The sequence below is a fragment of the Diaphorobacter nitroreducens genome (assembly GCF_002214645.1).
Taxonomy (GTDB): Bacteria; Pseudomonadota; Gammaproteobacteria; order Burkholderiales; family Burkholderiaceae_C; genus Diaphorobacter; species Diaphorobacter nitroreducens.
In genome coordinates, this window is the sequence record NZ_CP016278.1 from 3,232,016 (window position 1) to 3,248,362 (window position 16,347).

18 protein-coding genes are annotated in these 16,347 nt (G+C 67.2%); 7 read left to right on the forward strand and 11 right to left on the reverse strand.

From position 1 onward, the window contains the following. Positions 1 to 28 precede the first annotated feature (28 nt). The 3 genes from BA022_RS15170 to BA022_RS15180 form a co-directional block, all read right to left on the reverse strand. A complete protein-coding gene (locus BA022_RS15170) occupies positions 29 to 1,447 on the reverse strand; it encodes a homoserine dehydrogenase (RefSeq protein WP_088888004.1) in 1,419 nt (472 codons plus the stop codon). A 353-nt stretch (positions 1,448 to 1,800) separates the two neighbouring features. Then, a complete protein-coding gene (locus BA022_RS15175; RefSeq protein WP_088888005.1) occupies positions 1,801 to 3,396 on the reverse strand; it encodes a gamma-glutamyltransferase family protein in 1,596 nt (531 codons plus the stop codon). 61 nt (positions 3,397 to 3,457) lie between these two features. Continuing rightward, a complete protein-coding gene (locus BA022_RS15180) occupies positions 3,458 to 3,691 on the reverse strand; it encodes an ATP-binding protein (RefSeq protein ID WP_011807228.1) in 234 nt (77 codons plus the stop codon). A gap of 40 nt (positions 3,692 to 3,731) precedes the next feature. Between BA022_RS15180 and BA022_RS15185 the strand changes: the two genes are divergently transcribed. Beyond that, entirely contained in the window at positions 3,732 to 4,025 is a 294-nt protein-coding gene (locus BA022_RS15185; RefSeq protein ID WP_012655129.1) for an acylphosphatase, read from the forward strand. 86 nt (positions 4,026 to 4,111) lie between these two features. On the opposite strand, the gene BA022_RS15190 is transcribed toward BA022_RS15185, so the two are convergent. The 4 genes from BA022_RS15190 to BA022_RS15205 all read right to left on the reverse strand — a co-directional run bounded on the left by BA022_RS15190 (position 4,112) and on the right by BA022_RS15205 (position 6,363). After that, a complete protein-coding gene (locus BA022_RS15190) occupies positions 4,112 to 4,876 on the reverse strand; it encodes a DUF72 domain-containing protein (RefSeq protein ID WP_088888638.1) in 765 nt (254 codons plus the stop codon). An 11-nt stretch (positions 4,877 to 4,887) separates the two neighbouring features. Beyond that, entirely contained in the window at positions 4,888 to 5,325 is a 438-nt protein-coding gene (locus BA022_RS15195) for an OsmC family protein (RefSeq protein WP_011807225.1), read from the reverse strand. A gap of 106 nt (positions 5,326 to 5,431) precedes the next feature. Next, the gene (locus BA022_RS15200) at positions 5,432 to 5,845 is read right to left on the reverse strand and encodes a YkgJ family cysteine cluster protein (protein ID WP_012655127.1); all 414 of its coding nucleotides are present in this window, start codon (positions 5,843 to 5,845) and stop codon (positions 5,432 to 5,434) included. Then, positions 5,842 to 6,363, reverse strand: a complete 522-nt coding sequence (locus BA022_RS15205) for a GNAT family N-acetyltransferase (RefSeq protein WP_088888006.1) — start codon at positions 6,361 to 6,363, stop codon at positions 5,842 to 5,844. The genes BA022_RS15200 and BA022_RS15205 overlap by 4 nt, the downstream gene beginning before the upstream one ends. 169 nt (positions 6,364 to 6,532) lie before the next feature. Here BA022_RS15205 and BA022_RS15210 point away from each other — a divergent pair, with 169 nt between their 5' ends. Then, complete coding sequence (locus BA022_RS15210) at positions 6,533 to 6,766, forward strand: hypothetical protein (RefSeq protein ID WP_047349214.1); 234 nt, start codon at positions 6,533 to 6,535, stop codon at positions 6,764 to 6,766. Between the two features lie 28 nt (positions 6,767 to 6,794). Here the strand turns inward: BA022_RS15210 and BA022_RS15215 are convergent, their stop codons facing one another. Then, the gene (locus BA022_RS15215) at positions 6,795 to 7,454 is read right to left on the reverse strand and encodes a glutathione S-transferase family protein (RefSeq protein ID WP_088888007.1); all 660 of its coding nucleotides are present in this window, start codon (positions 7,452 to 7,454) and stop codon (positions 6,795 to 6,797) included. Here BA022_RS15215 and BA022_RS15220 point away from each other — a divergent pair. Further along, on the forward strand, positions 7,453 to 7,845 hold the full coding sequence (locus BA022_RS15220) for a hypothetical protein (RefSeq protein ID WP_424294737.1): 393 nt from the start codon (positions 7,453 to 7,455) through the stop codon (positions 7,843 to 7,845). The genes BA022_RS15215 and BA022_RS15220 overlap by 2 nt on opposite strands. A 19-nt stretch (positions 7,846 to 7,864) precedes the next feature. Here BA022_RS15220 and gyrB read toward each other — a convergent pair whose 3' ends face one another. From gyrB to dnaA, 3 genes are all read right to left on the reverse strand, one after another. Continuing rightward, positions 7,865 to 10,471 carry a DNA topoisomerase (ATP-hydrolyzing) subunit B gene (gyrB, locus tag BA022_RS15225; RefSeq protein ID WP_088888639.1) on the reverse strand — a complete coding sequence of 869 codons (2,607 nt, stop codon included), beginning with the start codon at positions 10,469 to 10,471 and terminating at the stop codon, positions 7,865 to 7,867. A 117-nt stretch (positions 10,472 to 10,588) separates the two neighbouring features. Then, a complete protein-coding gene (gene dnaN / locus BA022_RS15230; protein WP_011807220.1) occupies positions 10,589 to 11,695 on the reverse strand; it encodes a DNA polymerase III subunit beta in 1,107 nt (368 codons plus the stop codon). 144 nt (positions 11,696 to 11,839) lie between these two features. Continuing rightward, positions 11,840 to 13,261, reverse strand: coding sequence for a chromosomal replication initiator protein DnaA (gene dnaA / locus BA022_RS15235; RefSeq protein WP_088888008.1), 1,422 nt, complete (start codon positions 13,259 to 13,261; stop codon positions 11,840 to 11,842). 320 nt (positions 13,262 to 13,581) lie between these two features. Between dnaA and rpmH the strand changes: the two genes are divergently transcribed. The 4 genes from rpmH (at position 13,582) to yidC (ending at position 16,259) form a co-directional block, all read left to right on the forward strand. Next, positions 13,582 to 13,716 (forward strand): 50S ribosomal protein L34, encoded by a 135-nt coding sequence (gene rpmH / locus BA022_RS15240; protein ID WP_005798102.1) that lies wholly within the window; start codon positions 13,582 to 13,584, stop codon positions 13,714 to 13,716. Positions 13,717 to 13,786: 70 nt separating this feature from the next. After that, entirely contained in the window at positions 13,787 to 14,260 is a 474-nt protein-coding gene (locus BA022_RS15245) for a ribonuclease P protein component (protein ID WP_011807218.1), read from the forward strand. Next, positions 14,257 to 14,553, forward strand: coding sequence for a membrane protein insertion efficiency factor YidD (gene yidD, locus BA022_RS15250; RefSeq protein ID WP_011807217.1), 297 nt, complete (start codon positions 14,257 to 14,259; stop codon positions 14,551 to 14,553). The genes BA022_RS15245 and yidD overlap by 4 nt, the downstream gene beginning before the upstream one ends. Further along, complete coding sequence (gene yidC, locus BA022_RS15255; protein ID WP_088888009.1) at positions 14,550 to 16,259, forward strand: membrane protein insertase YidC; 1,710 nt, start codon at positions 14,550 to 14,552, stop codon at positions 16,257 to 16,259. Before yidD ends, yidC begins: the two co-directional genes overlap by 4 nt. Positions 16,260 to 16,347 lie beyond the last annotated feature (88 nt).

The window sequence follows — 16,347 nt, forward strand, 5'->3', positions numbered from 1 at the left end:
TTTGATGGTAAAGCGCTAGCACCTTTTTCTATTGTTCATTCGTGGGAGCGCTGCACAGCTCCACGCGCAGCCGCCGCACCTGCGCACCCGTGTACGCCTGCAACCGCGCGGTGGCCTGTGCGGCCAGCGCATCGGGCGCCGGCGCGGTGAGCAGCAGCAACTCGGGCGCTCCGCCCGGTGCGGCGGGCGCCGCCCACGTGCGGCGCCGCACCCTGACGCCCTCGCGGGCCAGCGCCCGTAGCACTGCCGTTTCGCACAGGGCCGCGCCGGGCAGCAGGCGCAGCAGGTGCGGCGTCTTCACTGGGGCCATCGGCAGTACGGCGGGGGCGTCGCCCGCGCGGCGGTGGGTGCCCAGTGTGGGCACGCCAGGGCCCGTGGGTGCCGGGGAAGAAACGGCCGGCAGGCGCGCCAGGTCGATCAGGTCCGCCAGCACGGCGCTCGCCGTGGGCTCGCCGCCGGCGCCCGCGCCGCTGAAGAAGGCGCTGCCGGCCGCGTCGCTATGCACCAGCAGCCCGTTGGTCGCGCCGTCCAGCAGCGCCAGCGGGTGCCGCGCGGGCACCAGGGCCGGGTGCACGCGTAGCTGGATGGCCACGCGACCCTCGCACTCCTGCTGCTCGGCCACGGCCAGCAGCTTGACGGCGTAGCCCAGTTGCGCGGCCGCGGCCACGTCGCCCCGCTGCAGGTCGCGGATGCCCTCGACATGCACGGCGTCCAGCCGCACCGGCATGCCGAACGCGTTGGCGGCCAGCAGCGCCAGCTTGTGCGCGGCGTCGGTGCCGTCCACGTCGAAGGCCGGATCGGCCTCGGCATAGCCCAGTGCCTGGGCTTCGGTGAGCGCGGCGGCAAAGCCGAGGCCCGCCGCCTGCATGCGCGTGAGGATGTAGTTGCTGGTGCCGTTGAGCACGCCTGCCAGCGCGGTGATGCGGTTGGCCGCCAGCCCTTCGCGCAGTGCCTTGATCACGGGTACGCTGCCGGCCACGGCCGCTTCGTAGGCCAGCACCCGGCCATGGCGCGCGGCGGCTTGCGCCAGCGCCTCGCCGTGCGTGGCCAGCAGGGCCTTGTTGGCGGTCACCACATGCTTGCCATGCACCAGCGCGGCCTGCACCCAGTCGCGTGCGGCGCCCGTGCCGCCGGCCAGTTCCAGCACCACGTCCACGCCGGGGTCGGCGGCCAGTTGCAGCGGGTCGGTCAGCAGGCGCACGCCGGGCGCGCCGTCCAGCGCCGCAGCGGCACGCGCGGTGTTGCGCGCGGCGACCGCGACGATCTCGATGGCGCGCCCGGCGCGTGCGTTGATGAGGTCCTGGTTGCGCCGCAGCACCCGCCACACGCCGCTGCCCACGGTGCCGGTGCCGATCATGCCCACGCGCAGGGCAGGGGGCGGGGCCGGGGCGCGGCGCGCACTGGCGTGCACCTCGGGCGAGGGGCTGAGCTGGGGTTCTACGAACATGTCTTTCTCCAAACACGGGCTGCAAAAGCCCACAAAAAAACCCAGCGGCCGGGGCTGGGTTTCGTTCGGAGGGGGAAGAAGACACCAGGGGGCCGCCGGTGCGGCCACCCTGCGCGTGCGCTAGGTCGCCGCGGTGGTCATGGTGGTAATCATTCGTGCGTTCACGCCCGATGCACAGGCCCGCGCCGCGCCGGTGGCGGGGGTGCGTGGGTCAGAGCAAAGCAGTGTGAACAGCATGCGTGCAGTGTAGCGCAGGTGACGGTGCAGCGTGCTTTACTCTTGTTTTGATAGCTGCCAGCGCTTGATGGACAAGCGCTAGAGGCGGTTTTGGTTTGAATGCCTCGGGATGGGAATCAGCAGCCCACGGCCTGGCCGTCGCGCCGGTGGTCGGAGCCCGCGGCGTAGGCGAAGCCGGTGCCGGGCGTGGCCTCCAGCCGGCGGATGATCTGTGCGCTGCCGAATTCCAGGCTGCCGGGCGCGGCCACCTGCGGGTCGTGCCCCAGCGCGCGCAGGCCGTCGACCACGGCGGCGGGCACGGTGTGTTCCAGCGTCAGCGCGCCCGCGTCGTTGATGCGCCAGCGTGGCGCGTCGGAGCAGGCCTGGGGGTTCAGGCCCTCCACGGCCTCGCGCAGCACCATCTGCACATGGCCCTGGGCCTGCATGTTGCCGCCCATCACGCCAAAGGCCATGTGGGGCTGTCCGCCGCGTGTGACGAAGGCCGGGATGATGCTGTGCATGGGCCGCTTGCCGCCCGCCACCTGGTTGGGGTGGCCCGGCGTGGTGACGAAGCCCATGCCGCGGTTGTGCAGCGCGATGCCCGTGCCCGGCACCACCACGCCCGAGCCGAAGCCCTTGAAATTGGACTGAATGAACGACACCATGCGCCCCTCGCTGTCGGCCGTGCACAGGTACACCGTGCCGCCGCTGCCGGGCTGGCCGGCGGGGTACTGGCCGGCGCGCTGCGGGTCGATGAGCGCGGCGCGCTGGCGCAGGTAGGCCGGGTCCAGCAGCTGCGCGGGTGTGAGGCGCATGTGGGCCGGGTCGGCCACGTGGGCGTACAGGTCGGCAAAGGCCACGCGCATGGCCTCGATCTCCAGGTGCATGCGCGCGGCCGAGCCCGCTGCAGTGCTGCGGTAGGGCAGATGCTCCAGCAGGCCCAGCGCCATCAGTGCGGCGATGCCCTGGCCGTTGGGCGGGATCTCATGCACCGTGCGGTCGCCAAAGGGCACGCTGATGGGCTGCACCCATTCCACGGCGTGCGCGGCCAGGTCCTCCAGCGCTAGGCCGGCGCCGTGCTGGTGCGCGAAGTCGGCCATGGCCTGCGCCAGCCGGCCGCGGTAGAACGACGCGCCGCGCGTGCGGGCGATGTCCGCCAGCGTGTCCGCCTGGTCGGCAAAGCGCCAGATCTCGCCCGCCTGCGGCGCGCGTCCGCCGGGCGTGAAGGCCTCGAAGCCTGGCTGGCCCTTGAGGTCGATGGCCGCTTGCGCCCACTGGCGCGCGATCACCGGGCTGACGGGAAAGCCGTCGCGCGCATGGCGGATGGCGTCGGTGAACAGGTCCTCGAAGGGCAGGGCGCCAAAGCGCTCGGACAGTGCCACCCAGCCCGCCACGCCGCCGGGCGTGGTCACCGTGTCCCAGCCGATGCGCGGCATTTGCGGCAGGTGGGCGAAGCGTTCGGCCGACCAGGCGCGCGGCGCGCGGCCCGAGGCGTTCAGGCCATGCAGCGCGGCGCCGTCCCACACCAGCGCGAAGGCGTCGCCGCCAATCCCGTTCATCACCGGCTCCACCACCGTGAGCGTGATGGCCGCGGCCAGGGCCGCGTCGATCGCATTGCCGCCGCGCGCAAACGCTGCCGCGCCGGCCTGCGCGGCCAGCGGCTGGGAGGTAGAGACCACGTTGCGCGCCAGCACGGGCTGGCGGCCGGAGGGGTAGGGGAGTTGCCAAGTCATGGAAGCCGATCTGGAAGGGGAAGGAATGCCTGTTCGATTGTGCCGTCGTGAAGGCGCCGCCCTACTGCGTGGAATTGCGCACCATGCGGATCGCATCGAACGGGCAGCGCAGCGCACACAGCGCGCAGCCGGTGCAGCCCGGCGCGTCATGCAGCACCGAGCGTTTGGGGCCGAAGCGCTCCGGTCCCTGCACCTGCAGCGACAGCACATGCGGCGGGCACACGCCCACGCACCAGCCGCAGCCGGTGCAGCGCTGCGGGTCGATCGCGGGCAGGGCCTTGCGCGGGGCGGTCATCGGCGCAGCATGCCACGGCGGGCGCTACAGTGCGGGGCTTATGGCTGAATCCGCTGCTTCCATCACCCGCCACCTGCGCATCCACGGCCTGGTGCAGGGCGTGTACTACCGCAAATCCATGACCGAAGCCGCGCGCCGCCTGGGCGTGCAGGGCTGGGTGCGCAACCGCCAGGACGGCACCGTGGAAGCGCTGGCCAGCGGCGCCGCGCCGGCCGTGCAGGCACTGATCGACTGGGCCCACGAGGGCCCGCCCGCCGCGCGGGTGGAGCGTGTGGAAGTGGCGCAGGCGCCCGCCTGCGACGCCCAAGGGTTTGAGCAGCGCGAGACGGTTTAAGCCAAATCGGCCTCTAGCGCTTATCCAGCAAGCGCTGGCAGCTATGGAAACAGGAGCTTGCCGGCAGCGGCCGTTCCGGCTGGGCGTCAGGCGAGCTGCCGCAGCAATTCCAGCGCGCCGGCCGGTGCCCGCTCCTTGGCGCCGTTGATGAAATACACGAATACGTCGCGCGGCCGCTCGCCGCCGGTCCAGGTGCGCACACCGGAGGCCCATTGCGCGATGGCCTCGGGCGTGTAGCCGGTGGGGATGTCGGCTTGGCTGCGCATCAGCCGCAGGTAGGCAAAGTCGGCCTCGGCGTCGGCCATCGCGGGGAATTTCTCGGAGTCCGTGCACACCGGCACGCAGCCGTAGCGGCGTGCCAGGGCGATGAAGGCCGGCGTGGCAAAGCTCTCGTGCCGCACGTCCAGCGCATGGCGCAGGCGGCGCCCATCCACTTCGCGCGGCAGCAGCGCCAGGAAGGCCTCGAAGTCCTCGGGCTCGAACCGCTTGCTGGGCATGAACTGCCAGACGATGGGGCCGAGCTTGCCCTGCAACTGCGTAATGCCGCTGTCCACGAAGCGCGCGATCGCATCACCCGCCGTGGCCAGCACCCGCCGGTGCGTCACCAGCCGGTGGGCCTTGAGCGAGAACATGAAGCCGTCGGGCGTTTCGTCGTGCCACTTGGCGAAGGTGGCGGGCTGGAAGGTGCTGTAGAACGTGCCGTTGACCTCGATGGCCGTGAGCTGGCGGCTGGCGTAATGCAGTTCCTTGGCCTGCGCCAGGCCCGGCGGGTAGAAACTGCCGCGCCAGGGCGCGAAGGTCCAGCCGCCGATGCCGACGCGGATGTGCGGGCGGCCGGTGGCGGTGTCCACGGCAGCGCCGCTCACTGCACCAGCGTGGCGCTGAGCGTGATCTCCGGCACCGCGGCCAGCGCCTTGGACAAGGGGCAGTTGGCCTTGGCGTCGGCGGCCAGCTTCTGGAAGGTGGCCTCGTCCATACCCGGCACCTTGGCCTTCAGCGTGAGCGCGATGCGGTCGATGAGGAAACCCTCGCCCTGCTGGGTCAGACGCACGCTGGCCGTGGTGTCGACGCGCTCGGTGGCGAAGCCGGCCTTGTCCGCCGCGAACGAGAAGGCCATCGTGAAGCAGGCGGCATGCGCAGCGCCCAGGATTTCCTCGGGATTGGTGCCCTTGCGGTCGTCGCCAAAGCGGCTGGCAAAGCCATAGGGGTACTTCTGCAGCGCTTCGGTCTCGGTGCTGATCTGGCCCTGGCCGGCCTTGCCGCCGCCTTCCCAGTGAACGCTGGCCTTCTTCTCGGACATGGGAACCTCCACAGTGTGCAAAGACGCCCATGACACCACGCCGCGCGCGCGGCGCAGGTGGGCGGCCGCTGGCTTGCGGCGTGGGCCGCGTCCTACAGCGTGGTGGTCAGCCGCGGCGCTGCCGCTCGCGCGCGCCGTAGGCGCAGTAGCCGGGCTTGGGGCTTTTCTTCTGCGGGTGCAGGCGGCAGGTCTCGGGCCGCTGCTCGTACACCGTGCACAGGCGCGTAGCGGCGTCCAGGAACTGGCAGTCGCCATTGGCGCGCCGCGCCAGGGTGAAGAGGGTGTTCTTGTGGTTGAAGTGGTCGATCAGCCGCGCCTTCTGCAGCCGTTTGGCGATGTGGCGGGGCTCTTCATGCTCGGCCTCGAAGGCGTCCACCAGGCCCAGGCGCACCAGGTCGGACAGCTGCACCTCCAGCGGCATGGTGCAGCAGTTGGCCGCGCAGCTCTCGCACAGGCCCGCGCGGTAGCGGGTCCAGGTGTCGACGCGGTCCACGTCGACGATGGCGATGGGGGATCTCATGGCGCGGGCGTGCAGGGCTGCGGGTCCAGCGGCCGGGCCTGCGCCGCCAGCGCATGCAGCTCGTCGCCCGTGAGGCGGTAGCGGATCCATTCGCTCTGCGGGCGCGCGCCCAGGCTGTCGTACAGCGCGATGGACGGTGTGTTCCAGTCCAGTACGCTCCACTCGAAGCGTCCGCAGTCGTGGTCCACGGCGATGCGGGCCAGTTGCCGCAGCAGCGCCATGCCTGCGCCCTTGCCGCGGTGCTCTGGCGAGACGTACAGGTCTTCCAGATACAGGCCGTGGCGGCCCTGCCAGGTGGAGTAGTTGAAGAAGTACACCGCGAAGCCCACGGCGGTGCCGCCGGCCTCGCAGATCAGGCCGTGCACCTTGGGGTTGGCGCAGAACAGCGTGCGGTGCACGTGCGCGGGCGTGGCCAGCGCCTCATGCTCCGCTTTTTCATAGATCGCCAGTTCCCGCACGAAGTGCAAGATCAGATCGGTGTCGTCAATGGTGGCGGGGCGGATGGTCAAGACGGTCATAACTGCCAACGGCTTTGGTGCAGCAGAAGTTCATTAAAAACGCAATGGTGTGGAGGGCTGCAACCGATGCATTGCTGCCGGTTGCTTTTTGATAGCCATGACCTGCCATGCAGCGGTGGTGTTCTTCACGGTAGACAATAACAACTCAAGCGCTGAAATTCCTCAAAAAATGATCGATTGGGTCCCTGTAGTCTTCATCACGTTCAAGGTGCTCGTCTTCGGCACGTGCATGTTCTTTGCCATCAAATGGCATTACGACCAGGGGAACAAGGGAACGGACAGGCGCGCGCTGCTGCGCACGAGCGGCAAGGTCGTTGCCGTTTTCATGCTGGCGCTGCTGGCGGTGTTGCTCTTCACCTTCGGCCTTTCCAGGATGCTCGGTATGGATTTGCGCCTTCCGTGAGGGCTGCGACGGGCCTGGTCGTCTGAACTCAATCGCGATCTGGCGCGCCCAGAGGAAATAAGTGCCGATAGGGCCTTGCCTCGCGCACTGCGCGGGCGAACGAGGGGCGATCGAGCAGACGAGCTCGGTAGGCGCGAACATGAGGCAGTGACAGCGAAATCGGATGCGTCCAATCAGCGTAGAACAGTGCAGGGCCGGCAGCGCAGTCCGCGAGGGAAAAGGTTGTGCCGGCGGCCCACTTCTTGTCCGCGAGGTGTGCTTCGAGCCACGCGTAGGCACGCTCGAGAAGTTCTTGAGCCCGGGTGTGAAAGTACTCGCGCTGCCCCGCATCGCCGGTGAGGGCGGCAATCACCGCGCCTTGCACCGGCGACATCACGTGCAGGTCGAAGAACCGGTCGAGAAAGCGCACCTCCAGGGCGGCCATGGGGTCCGTAGGGAGCAGGCTGATGGGCCCGGGATGCGTGAGTTGCAGATATTCGATGATGATGCTTGTTTCCCTGATCGCGCGATCGCCGTCCACTAGCAGCGGGAACTTCGCCATCGGCCAGCGCCGCAGCCACTCCTGCGCGTTGTGCGGGTGCTCCGCGTCGATGCATCGGAACTCGAAGGGAACATGGTTCTCGTACAGCGCGATCAGCGCCTTCTGTGTGTACGAAGAAAATGGATGGCCGTAGAGAGTGAGCGACATGGACACCGCCTTTGAGCGGTTGCATTGTGCAAGCAGTTTGACTTTCGAACATTCTTGCGGACAGGTTGAAGCGGCTCACGGCCACTGGGCTCTTGGATCGGCAGAACGACCCGAATCACCGGCAGAAGGGCATCTACAGTTTGACGGAATCATCCATCCAGCTCGTGCCGCTGCTTGCGCATATGGCTGCATGGGGCGGCGGCACACGCATCCGAGCAGGGAGTTATCCGTGCGCGCAGAAATCCTGGAAAAAGGTGGGCCTGCGCTGTGGGACGCGTTCATGGCCGAACTGCGTCACCTCCATCTTGGCGCGGCACCTCCGGCGCGCTCCGTGTTCGATGAACTTCAGGCCGCGTACCTGAAAGCGATCCAATCGCGTAAGAAGGCCTGAGGCCTCGAAACCCCACAAATCAGACGTCGATGTTGCCCGCGCGCAGCGCGTTGGTCTCGATGAAGTCGCGGCGCGGCTCAACCTCGTCGCCCATCAGCATGGTGAACACGCGATCGGCTTCGATGGCGTCGTCGATCTGCACGCGCAAGAGACGGCGCACCTCGGGGTCCATGGTGGTTTCCCACAGCTGCTCGGGGTTCATCTCGCCCAGGCCCTTGTAGCGCTGGCGGCTGGTGGTGCGCTCGGCTTCGCTGATCAGCCAGGCCATGGCCTGGCGGAAGTCGCCCACCTTTTCCTCCTTGGCCTTCTCGCCCTCGCCACGCGTGACCTTGGCGCCTTCCTGGATCAGCCCGCGGAAGCTCTCGGCGGCCTGGGCCAGGGCGGCGTAGTCGTCGCCGGCCACGAAGTCCTGCGTGATCAGGCTGCTCTTGATGTTGCCATGGTGGTGGCGGCTGATGCGCAGGATGGGCTTGTCGGTGCGCGGGTCGATCTCGCCCGCCACATCGGCGGGCACGCCGTTGGTGTTGAGCTCGCGCAGCTTGGCCTGCAGCTGCACGGCGCTGGCCTCGGCGTCCTGCAGGGTGTCCAGGTTGAAGACCACGCCGTCGGCCACGGCGCGCAGCGCCTCGGCATCCATGAAGGCGGACAGGCGCGCGATCACCTGCTCGGCATGCTGGTGCGTGCGCGCCAGCTGGGCCAGTTCGTCGCCGGCCAGCGTGCGGGGCTGGTTGCCGCCGGTGGTGATGCTGGCGTGGTTCAGCGCCACGCGCAGCAGGAAGGTGTCCAGCGCCGCGGCGTCTTTCAGGTACAGCTCTTCCTTGCCGTTCTTCACCTTGTACAGCGGCGGCTGGGCGATGTAGATGTGGCCGCGCTCCACCAGCTCGGGCATCTGGCGGTAGAAGAAGGTCAACAGCAGCGTGCGGATGTGGGCGCCGTCCACGTCCGCGTCGGTCATGATGATGATGCGGTGGTAACGCAGCTTGGCCACGTCGAAGTCGTCAGCGCCGCTCTTGCCCGATTCCACGGCGGCCTTGCCGATGCCGGTGCCCAGGGCGGTGATGAGGGTGACGATTTCGTTGCTGGACAGCAGCTTCTCGTAGCGCGCCTTCTCCACGTTCAGGATCTTGCCGCGCAGCGGCAGGATGGCCTGGAACTTGCGGTCGCGCCCCTGCTTGGCGGAGCCGCCGGCGGAGTCGCCCTCGACGATGTAGATCTCGCACAGCGCCGGGTCTTTTTCCTGGCAGTCGGCCAGCTTGCCGGGCAGGCCCATGCCGTCCAGCACGCCTTTGCGGCGTGTCATCTCGCGTGCCTTGCGCGCGGCCTCGCGGGCGCGGGCGGCCTCGACGATCTTGCCGCAGAGGATCTTCGCGTCGTTCGGTTTTTCTTCCAGATAGTCGGTGAGCGCCTTGGCGACGATGTCCTCGACCGGCGCGCGCACTTCGGAGCTGACCAGCTTGTCCTTGGTCTGGCTGCTGAACTTGGGCTCGGGCACCTTCACGCTCAGGACGCAGCACAGGCCTTCGCGCATGTCGTCGCCGCTGACCTCGACCTTGGCCTTCTTGGCCAGCTCGTTCTGCTCGATGTACTTGCCGATCACGCGCGTCATCGCCGCGCGCAGGCCGGTCAGGTGGGTGCCGCCGTCACGCTGCGGGATGTTGTTGGTGAAACAGAGGACCTGCTCGTTGTAGCCGTCGTTCCACTGCATGGCCACTTCGACGCCAATCTCGGTGCCGGGGATGCCGCCGTAGGTCTCGGCCGGGCGCGCGCCCGTGGCGTGGAAGGCCGTGGGGTGCAGCACCTTCTTGGTGCCGTTGATGAATTCCACAAAGCCCTTGACGCCGCCGGCGCCCGAGAAGTCGTCTTCCTTGCCGGTGCGCTCGTCGATCAGGCGGATGCGCACGCCGTTGTTCAGGAAGGACAGTTCGCGCAGGCGCTTGGCCAGGATCTCGTAGTGGAAGTCGCTGTTCTCCTTGAAGATCTCGGTGTCGGGCAGGAAGCGCACTTCGGTGCCGCGCTTTTCCGAGGGGCCGATGACCTTCATGGGCGAGACCTCGAAGCCATCCACGATCTCGATGAGACGGTTCTGCACCACGCCCTTGGAGAACTCCAGCTGGTGCGTCTGCCCGTCGCGGCGCACGGTGAGGCGCAGCTTCTTGGACAGCGCGTTCACGCAGGACACGCCCACGCCGTGCAGGCCGCCCGAGACCTTGTAGCTGTTCTGGTTGAACTTGCCGCCGGCGTGCAGCTCGGTCAGGGCGATCTCGGCGGCCGAGCGCTTGGGCTCGTGCTTGTCGTCCATTTTCACGCCGGTGGGAATGCCGCGGCCGTTGTCCACCACGCTGATGGAGTTGTCGGTGTGGATGGTGACGACGATGTCGTCGCAGTGGCCGGCCAGGGCCTCGTCGATGGAGTTGTCCACCACCTCGAAGACCAGGTGGTGCAGGCCTGTGCCGTCGGACGTGTCGCCGATGTACATGCCCGGACGCTTGCGCACGGCCTCCAGGCCCTCCAGGATCTGGATGGCGCCCTCGCCGTAGCCGTCGCTGCCGGCGACCGATGCGACGGGCTGCTCGGCCGGGGCGGAAATGGGCTGTTCGGGGGCGGGCTGCGATTGCTCTGCGGTCATGAAAGGGCTGCCTTCGGTCCAGGCGCACCGGCACGGCGTGCCGGCGGCCTTATAGGAATCAAATGTGCCGCTAGCGCCCATCCATCAAGCGCCAGCAGCTATCAAAATAATAGTATGTCAGATGCGCATGGGCATCACGACGTACTTGAAGTGCTCGTTGTCGGGGATGGTCATCAACGCGGAGCTGTTGCCATCGGCCAGGTCGACCTTCACCATGTCCTGGCCCATGTTGGCCAGGGCGTCGATGAGGTAGCTGACGTTGAAGCCGATCTCGATGGCGTCGCCGCCGTAGTCGATGTCCAGCTCGTCTACCGCCTCTTCCTGCTCGGCGTTGTTCGACGCCACACGCAGCAGGCCGGGTTCAATGTTCAGGCGCACGCCCTTGAACTTGTCGCTGGTCATGATGGCCGTGCGCTGCAGGCTGGCCAGCAGCGGGGCGCGGCCCAGGGTCACGCTGTTGTGGTGGTTCTTGGGAATCACGCGGTTGTAGTCGGGGAACTTGCCCTCCACCAGCTTGGTGACGAACTCCATACCGCCGAAGCTGAACTTGGCCTGGTTGTTGGCGAACTGCATCTCGATGGCGCCGTCGGCGTCCGACAGCAGACGCTGCAGCTCCAGCACGGTCTTGCGCGGCAGGATGACCTCCTGCTTGGGCACTTCCACATCCAGCTGCGCGCTGGCGAACGCCAGCCGGTGGCCGTCGGTGGCGACCAGCGAGAGCGTCGTGCCCTCGGCCACGAACAGGATGCCGTTCAGGTAATAGCGGATGTCCTGCACCGCCATGGCGAACGACACCTGCCCCAGCAGGCTCTTCAGGACCTTCTGCGGCACGCTGAAGGCGGGGCCGAAGCTGGCGGCTTCCTGCACCAGCGGGAAGTCCTCGGCCGGCAGCGTCTGCAGTGTGAAGCGGCTCTTGCCGCCCTTCAGGATCAGCTTGGACTGGTTGGACTCCAGGCTCACCGTCTGGTCGGAGGGCATGGTCTTCAGGATGTCGATGAGCTTGCGTGCACCCACCGTGGTGGTGAAGTCGCCCGTGTCGCCGCCCAGCTCGGCCGTGGTGCGGATCTGGATCTCCAGGTCGCTGGTGGTGAGCTGGATGGCATTGCCCGTCTTGCGCAGCAGCACATTGGCCAGGATGGGCAGCGTGTGGCGGCGCTCGACGATGCCGGCAACCGATTGCAGAACGGCGAGAACCTTGTCTTGTGTGGCCTTCAGGACAATCATGTCGTCAACCTTTGGTGGTTTTTGGGGATAGGTGCGCAGACGGCGGCATGGGCAGTGCCCCCTCCCGGGCCGTCCAACGCGCCATTTTGCCCGCGAACGGGCGTGCTTTTGCGGGGGGCGGTCCTTTTCGCTCCATGGGGTGCGTCAACCCTTCAGCGTCTGCTCGAGCACGTGCAGCTGCTGGTTGAGTTCGGTGAGCTGCTGGCGTTCGGCGCCAATCTTGCGCACCGCGTGGAGCACCGTGGTGTGGTCGCGCCCGCCGAACAGCTCGCCGATCTCGGGCAGGCTCTTTTGCGTGAGCTCCTTGGCCAGGTACATGGCGATCTGCCGCGGGCGGGCGATGCTGGCCGGGCGCTTCTTGCTGTACATGTCCGCGACCTTGATCTTGTAATAGTCGGCCACGGTCTTCTGGATGTTTTCCACCGAGATCTGCCGGTTTTGGATCGACAGCAGGTCGCGCAGCGCTTCGCGCGCGAGTTGGATGGAAACTTCCTTCTGGTTGAAGCGGCTGTAGGCCAGGATCTTGCGCAGCGCGCCTTCGAGTTCACGCACGTTGGAGCGCACATTCTTGGCCACGAAGAAGGCCACCTCTTCGGGCATCTCCGACCCTTCAGCGCGCGCCTTGTTGATCAGGATGGCCACGCGCATTTCCAGCTCGGGCGGCTCGATCGCCACCGTCAGCCCAGAGTCGAAGCGCGAGACCAGCCGTTCGTGGATGTTGGCCAGACCCTTGGGATAGGTGTCCGAAGTCATCACGATGTGGCTCTTCTTGGCCAGCAGCGCCTCGAAGGCGTTGAAAAATTCTTCCTGCGTGCGGTCCTTGTTGGCAAAGAATTGCACGTCGTCGATCAACAGCAGATCGAGCGAGTGGTAGCGCTCCTTGAAGTCGTCGAAGGTACGGCGCTGGTATGACTTGACCACATCCGAGACGAACTGCTCCGCATGGATGTAGAGAACCTTGGCGTCGGGACGGTCCTGCAGCAGCTTGTTGCCCACGGCATGCACCAGGTGGGTCTTGCCCAAGCCCACGCCGCCATAGATGAACAGCGGGTTGTACAGGTGGCCGGGCGAGCCGGCCACGTGCATCGCCGCCGAGCGCGCCATGCGGTTGGCCGTGCCCTCCACCAACGTCTCGAAGGTCAACGCCGGGTTCAGACGCGTGCGGAAGGCGCCGGCAGGCGCCTCGTCGGTGGAGGGTTGGGCGGACGGTGCATCGCCGGTGGCGGGGGTCTCTGGCGCCGTGGGACGGACGTAAGTCCTGACAACGGATTCCCGCTGAGCAAGCGCTAACTCCAGGGTGACCGGTTGGCCGTACAGACCTTCCAGCAAGGCCGAGATGCGGCCGGCATACTGCGCGCGGATCCAGTCGAGCTTGAAGCGGTTGGCCACCAGCAGGGTGACCTTGGAAAAATCGGGGGCGACCTGGGCCACCAGGGGCTTGATCCAGGTGTTGAACTGCTGTTCCGGGAGGTCCTGTGCCAGTTGCTCGGCACAGGCCTGCCACAGACCCTGGCCGGCGCTGGCGCCGTCGCTGTCGTGGCTGGAGGAGTGAAGTCCCTCGTTCATTTCAGGTGATTCTTGTTGTGGATAGGAGGAACGGTACAAGGCCCGCGATTCTAGCTTGTCAAGGAGTTATCCACAATCTGAGCGAGGCGGTAAGGGGGCATGCGCGGCCCTACATGCACCGGACCGCGAAGTAGGCCGAGACGCCCCAGGCATTGCCAGGATTCACCGAGCCTGCAATAATCCGCGGTTTCCCTGAATGGTGTTCAGGGTGATTAAGCCCGGGCGGCTGCTTTTCGCGCATTCCATGCAGGATGCAGCAGGCCCGGCGGGTGCTGCCGATCGAAGCCGCGCCCGTAACTGAACCTTCAAGGATCGAGAACATGAAACGTACTTACCAGCCCTCCAAGACGCGCCGTGCGCGCACCCATGGCTTCCTCGTGCGCATGAAGACGCGCGGCGGCCGTGCCGTCATCAACGCTCGCCGCGCCAAGGGCCGCAAGCGTCTGGCCGTCTGAGGCCGGGCCGCTCGGCTTTCGGCCGCTTACGGGTTTGCACTGCCAGTTCCCTGCCGGGGACGCTGCACCCATGCATCGGCTGAAAACGCGCCCCCAGTTCCAGGCAGCCATGGCGGGAGGCACCGTCTCCCGCACGGCGCACTTCGCACTGCACCGGCTGGGTCTGCCGCCGGTGGCAACCGATGGAGTTCCGCCAGCCACAGGGCCCGATTCCTCGCCGCAGGCGCAGGGATCGCAGGCCCTGTTTCTCGTGGGGGGGCAGGCGGGCGGCGTGTGGCTGGGCGCCATGGTGCCCAAGCGCTGGGCCCGCCGCGCAGTCACGCGCAACACCATCAAGCGCCAGATCTACGCCGTGGCCAGCGGGTTCGAGGCGCGCATGCCCAGCGGCGCGCACGTGGTGCGCCTGCGCATGGGCTTTGATCGCAAGCAGTTCGTGAGCGCCACCTCCGAGGCTTTGAAGCAGGCCGTGCGCGCCGAACTGGAACAGCTCTTTGCCGCGGCCGAACGCCGCAGTAGGGTGGCCGCGACAGGGGCGCGACCATGATGCGCGCGCTGCTCATGGGGCTGGTGCGCGGCTACCGGCTGCTGCTAAGTCCCTGGATCGGGTCGGCCTGTCGCTTCGAGCCCACCTGCTCGGTGTACTCTCTGCAGGCGCTGGAGCAACATGGTGCCGCGGCCGGCAGCTACCTGACCGTGCGCCGCCTGGCGCGCTGCCATCCCTGGTGCGAGGGCGGGCTGGACCCCGTGCCGCAGGAGCTGCCGCGCGGCATGCGCCTGTTTTCACGGCTCACGCCTTCCGACGACACTCCCTCTTCCTCACGTAAGAAGACTTCATGAACGACATCCGCCGCACCATCCTGTGGGTGATCTTTGGCTTTTCCATGGTTCTGCTGTGGGACAAGTGGCAGATCCACAACGGCAACAAGGCCACCTTCTTCCCCACGCCGCCGGCGCAGACGGCCAGCACGCCCGCGGTAGCGGCCTCCGGCGCTGGCGCTGCCGGCGTGCCGGTGGCCGCCGCCAGCGCCACGCCGGGCGCGGCGCCGCAGCCGCCCGCAGGCGCCAGCGTGCCGCCTGCTGCCATCCCGCGCGAGCGGGTGACGGTGAGCACCGACGTGCTGCGCCTGAGCTTTGACTCCGAAGGCGGTTCGCTGGTCCACGGAGAGCTGCTGCAGTATCCCGAGATGGAGGACAAGACCAAGCCCTTCCTGCTGCTGGACGAGAGCGCTTCGCGTGTTTATGTCGCGCAGACGGGCCTCATCGGCAACGGTGCCGGCGGCGCATTCCCCACGCACAAGACCCCCATGGCGGTCGTGCCCGGTCCGCGCGAACTGCAGGACGGCCAGAACGAGCTGACCGTGCGCTTCGAGTCGGCCGACATGGGCGGTGTGAAGCTGGTCAAGACCTGGACACTCAAGCGCGGCGCCTACGACGTGGCCGTGAAGCACGAGGTGGTCAACACGGGCACGGCCCCGGTATCGCCCCAGCTGTACCTGCAGCTGGCGCGCGATGGCAACAAGCCGGCGGGCGAGTCGTCGTTCTACTCCACGTTCACCGGTCCGGCCGTGTACACCGAGGCGAAGAAGTACCACAAGGTGGAGTTCAAGGACATCGAGAACGGCAAGGCCGAGATCGACAAGTCTTCCAGCAACGGCTACGTGGCCATGGTGCAGCACTACTTCGCCACCGCGTGGCTGCTGGGCGACGGCGTGCAGCGCGACAACTTCGTGCGCAAGGTGGACACCAACCTGTACTCGGTGGGCATGATCACACCGCTGGGCGAGATCGCCCCCGGCCAGTCGAAGGCCGTGGACGCGCGCCTGTTCGCCGGCCCGCAGATCGAGACGCTGCTGGAAAAGCTGGCCCCGGGCCTGGAGCTGGTCAAGGACTATGGCTGGCTCACCATCTTGGCCAAGCCGCTGTACTGGCTGCTGGACCAGTTGCACAAGGTGATCGCCAACTGGGGCTGGTCCATCGTGGCGCTGGTGTTCCTGTTGAAGATCGCGTTCTACTGGCTCAACGCCAAGGCCTACGCCAGCATGGCCAAGATGAAGGCCATCAACCCGCGCATCATGGAAATGCGCGAGCGCCTGAAGGACAAGCCCCAGCAGATGCAGCAGGAGATGATGCGCATCTACCGCGAGGAGAAGGTCAACCCCATGGGCGGCTGCCTGCCCATCATGATCCAGATCCCGGTGTTCATCGCGCTGTACTGGGTGCTGCTGTCCAGCGTGGAGATGCGCAATGCGCCGTGGATCGGCTGGATCAAGGATCTGTCCTCGCCCGACCCGTTCTTCATCCTGCCGCTCCTGATGACGCTCTCGTCGCTGCTGCAGACCGCGCTGAACCCCGCGCCGCCGGACCCGATGCAGGCCAAGATGATGTGGCTGATGCCGCTGATGTTCAGCGTGATGTTCTTCTTCTTCCCGGCCGGCCTGGTGCTGTACTGGCTGACGAACAACATCCTGTCGATCGCGCAGCAGTGGATCATCAACACCCGCATGGGCGTGCCGCCGCAGTTCAACCTGCCCAAGTTCCGCTGACGGAGCGCGGCCTTCCCGGCCGCAATCCCCTGCTCCCCGCAACGGCCGCTCAGCGGCCGTTGTTGTTTTCGGTACGATGATTGCTACT

Excerpts from the sequence above, each read along its gene's own strand:
- BA022_RS15170 (WP_088888004.1), bottom strand. The coding sequence starts at position 1,447 with ATGTTCGTAGAACCCCAGCTCAGCCCCTCGCCCGAGGTGCACGCCAGT.
- BA022_RS15175 (WP_088888005.1), bottom strand. The coding sequence starts at position 3,396 with ATGACTTGGCAACTCCCCTACCCCTCCGGCCGCCAGCCCGTGCTGGCG.
- BA022_RS15180 (WP_011807228.1), bottom strand. The coding sequence starts at position 3,691 with ATGACCGCCCCGCGCAAGGCCCTGCCCGCGATCGACCCGCAGCGCTGC.
- BA022_RS15185 (WP_012655129.1), top strand. The coding sequence starts at position 3,732 with ATGGCTGAATCCGCTGCTTCCATCACCCGCCACCTGCGCATCCACGGC.
- BA022_RS15195 (WP_011807225.1), bottom strand. The coding sequence starts at position 5,325 with ATGTCCGAGAAGAAGGCCAGCGTTCACTGGGAAGGCGGCGGCAAGGCC.
- BA022_RS15200 (WP_012655127.1), bottom strand. The coding sequence starts at position 5,845 with ATGAGATCCCCCATCGCCATCGTCGACGTGGACCGCGTCGACACCTGG.
- BA022_RS15205 (WP_088888006.1), bottom strand. The coding sequence starts at position 6,363 with ATGACCGTCTTGACCATCCGCCCCGCCACCATTGACGACACCGATCTG.
- BA022_RS15210 (WP_047349214.1), top strand. The coding sequence starts at position 6,533 with ATGATCGATTGGGTCCCTGTAGTCTTCATCACGTTCAAGGTGCTCGTC.
- BA022_RS15220 (WP_424294737.1), top strand. The coding sequence starts at position 7,453 with ATGGACACCGCCTTTGAGCGGTTGCATTGTGCAAGCAGTTTGACTTTC.
- BA022_RS15215 (WP_088888007.1), bottom strand. The coding sequence starts at position 7,454 with ATGTCGCTCACTCTCTACGGCCATCCATTTTCTTCGTACACACAGAAG.
- gyrB (WP_088888639.1), bottom strand. The coding sequence starts at position 10,471 with ATGACCGCAGAGCAATCGCAGCCCGCCCCCGAACAGCCCATTTCCGCC.
- dnaN (WP_011807220.1), bottom strand. The coding sequence starts at position 11,695 with ATGATTGTCCTGAAGGCCACACAAGACAAGGTTCTCGCCGTTCTGCAA.
- dnaA (WP_088888008.1), bottom strand. The coding sequence starts at position 13,261 with ATGAACGAGGGACTTCACTCCTCCAGCCACGACAGCGACGGCGCCAGC.
- rpmH (WP_005798102.1), top strand. The coding sequence starts at position 13,582 with ATGAAACGTACTTACCAGCCCTCCAAGACGCGCCGTGCGCGCACCCAT.
- BA022_RS15245 (WP_011807218.1), top strand. The coding sequence starts at position 13,787 with ATGCATCGGCTGAAAACGCGCCCCCAGTTCCAGGCAGCCATGGCGGGA.
- yidD (WP_011807217.1), top strand. The coding sequence starts at position 14,257 with ATGATGCGCGCGCTGCTCATGGGGCTGGTGCGCGGCTACCGGCTGCTG.
- yidC (WP_088888009.1), top strand. The coding sequence starts at position 14,550 with ATGAACGACATCCGCCGCACCATCCTGTGGGTGATCTTTGGCTTTTCC.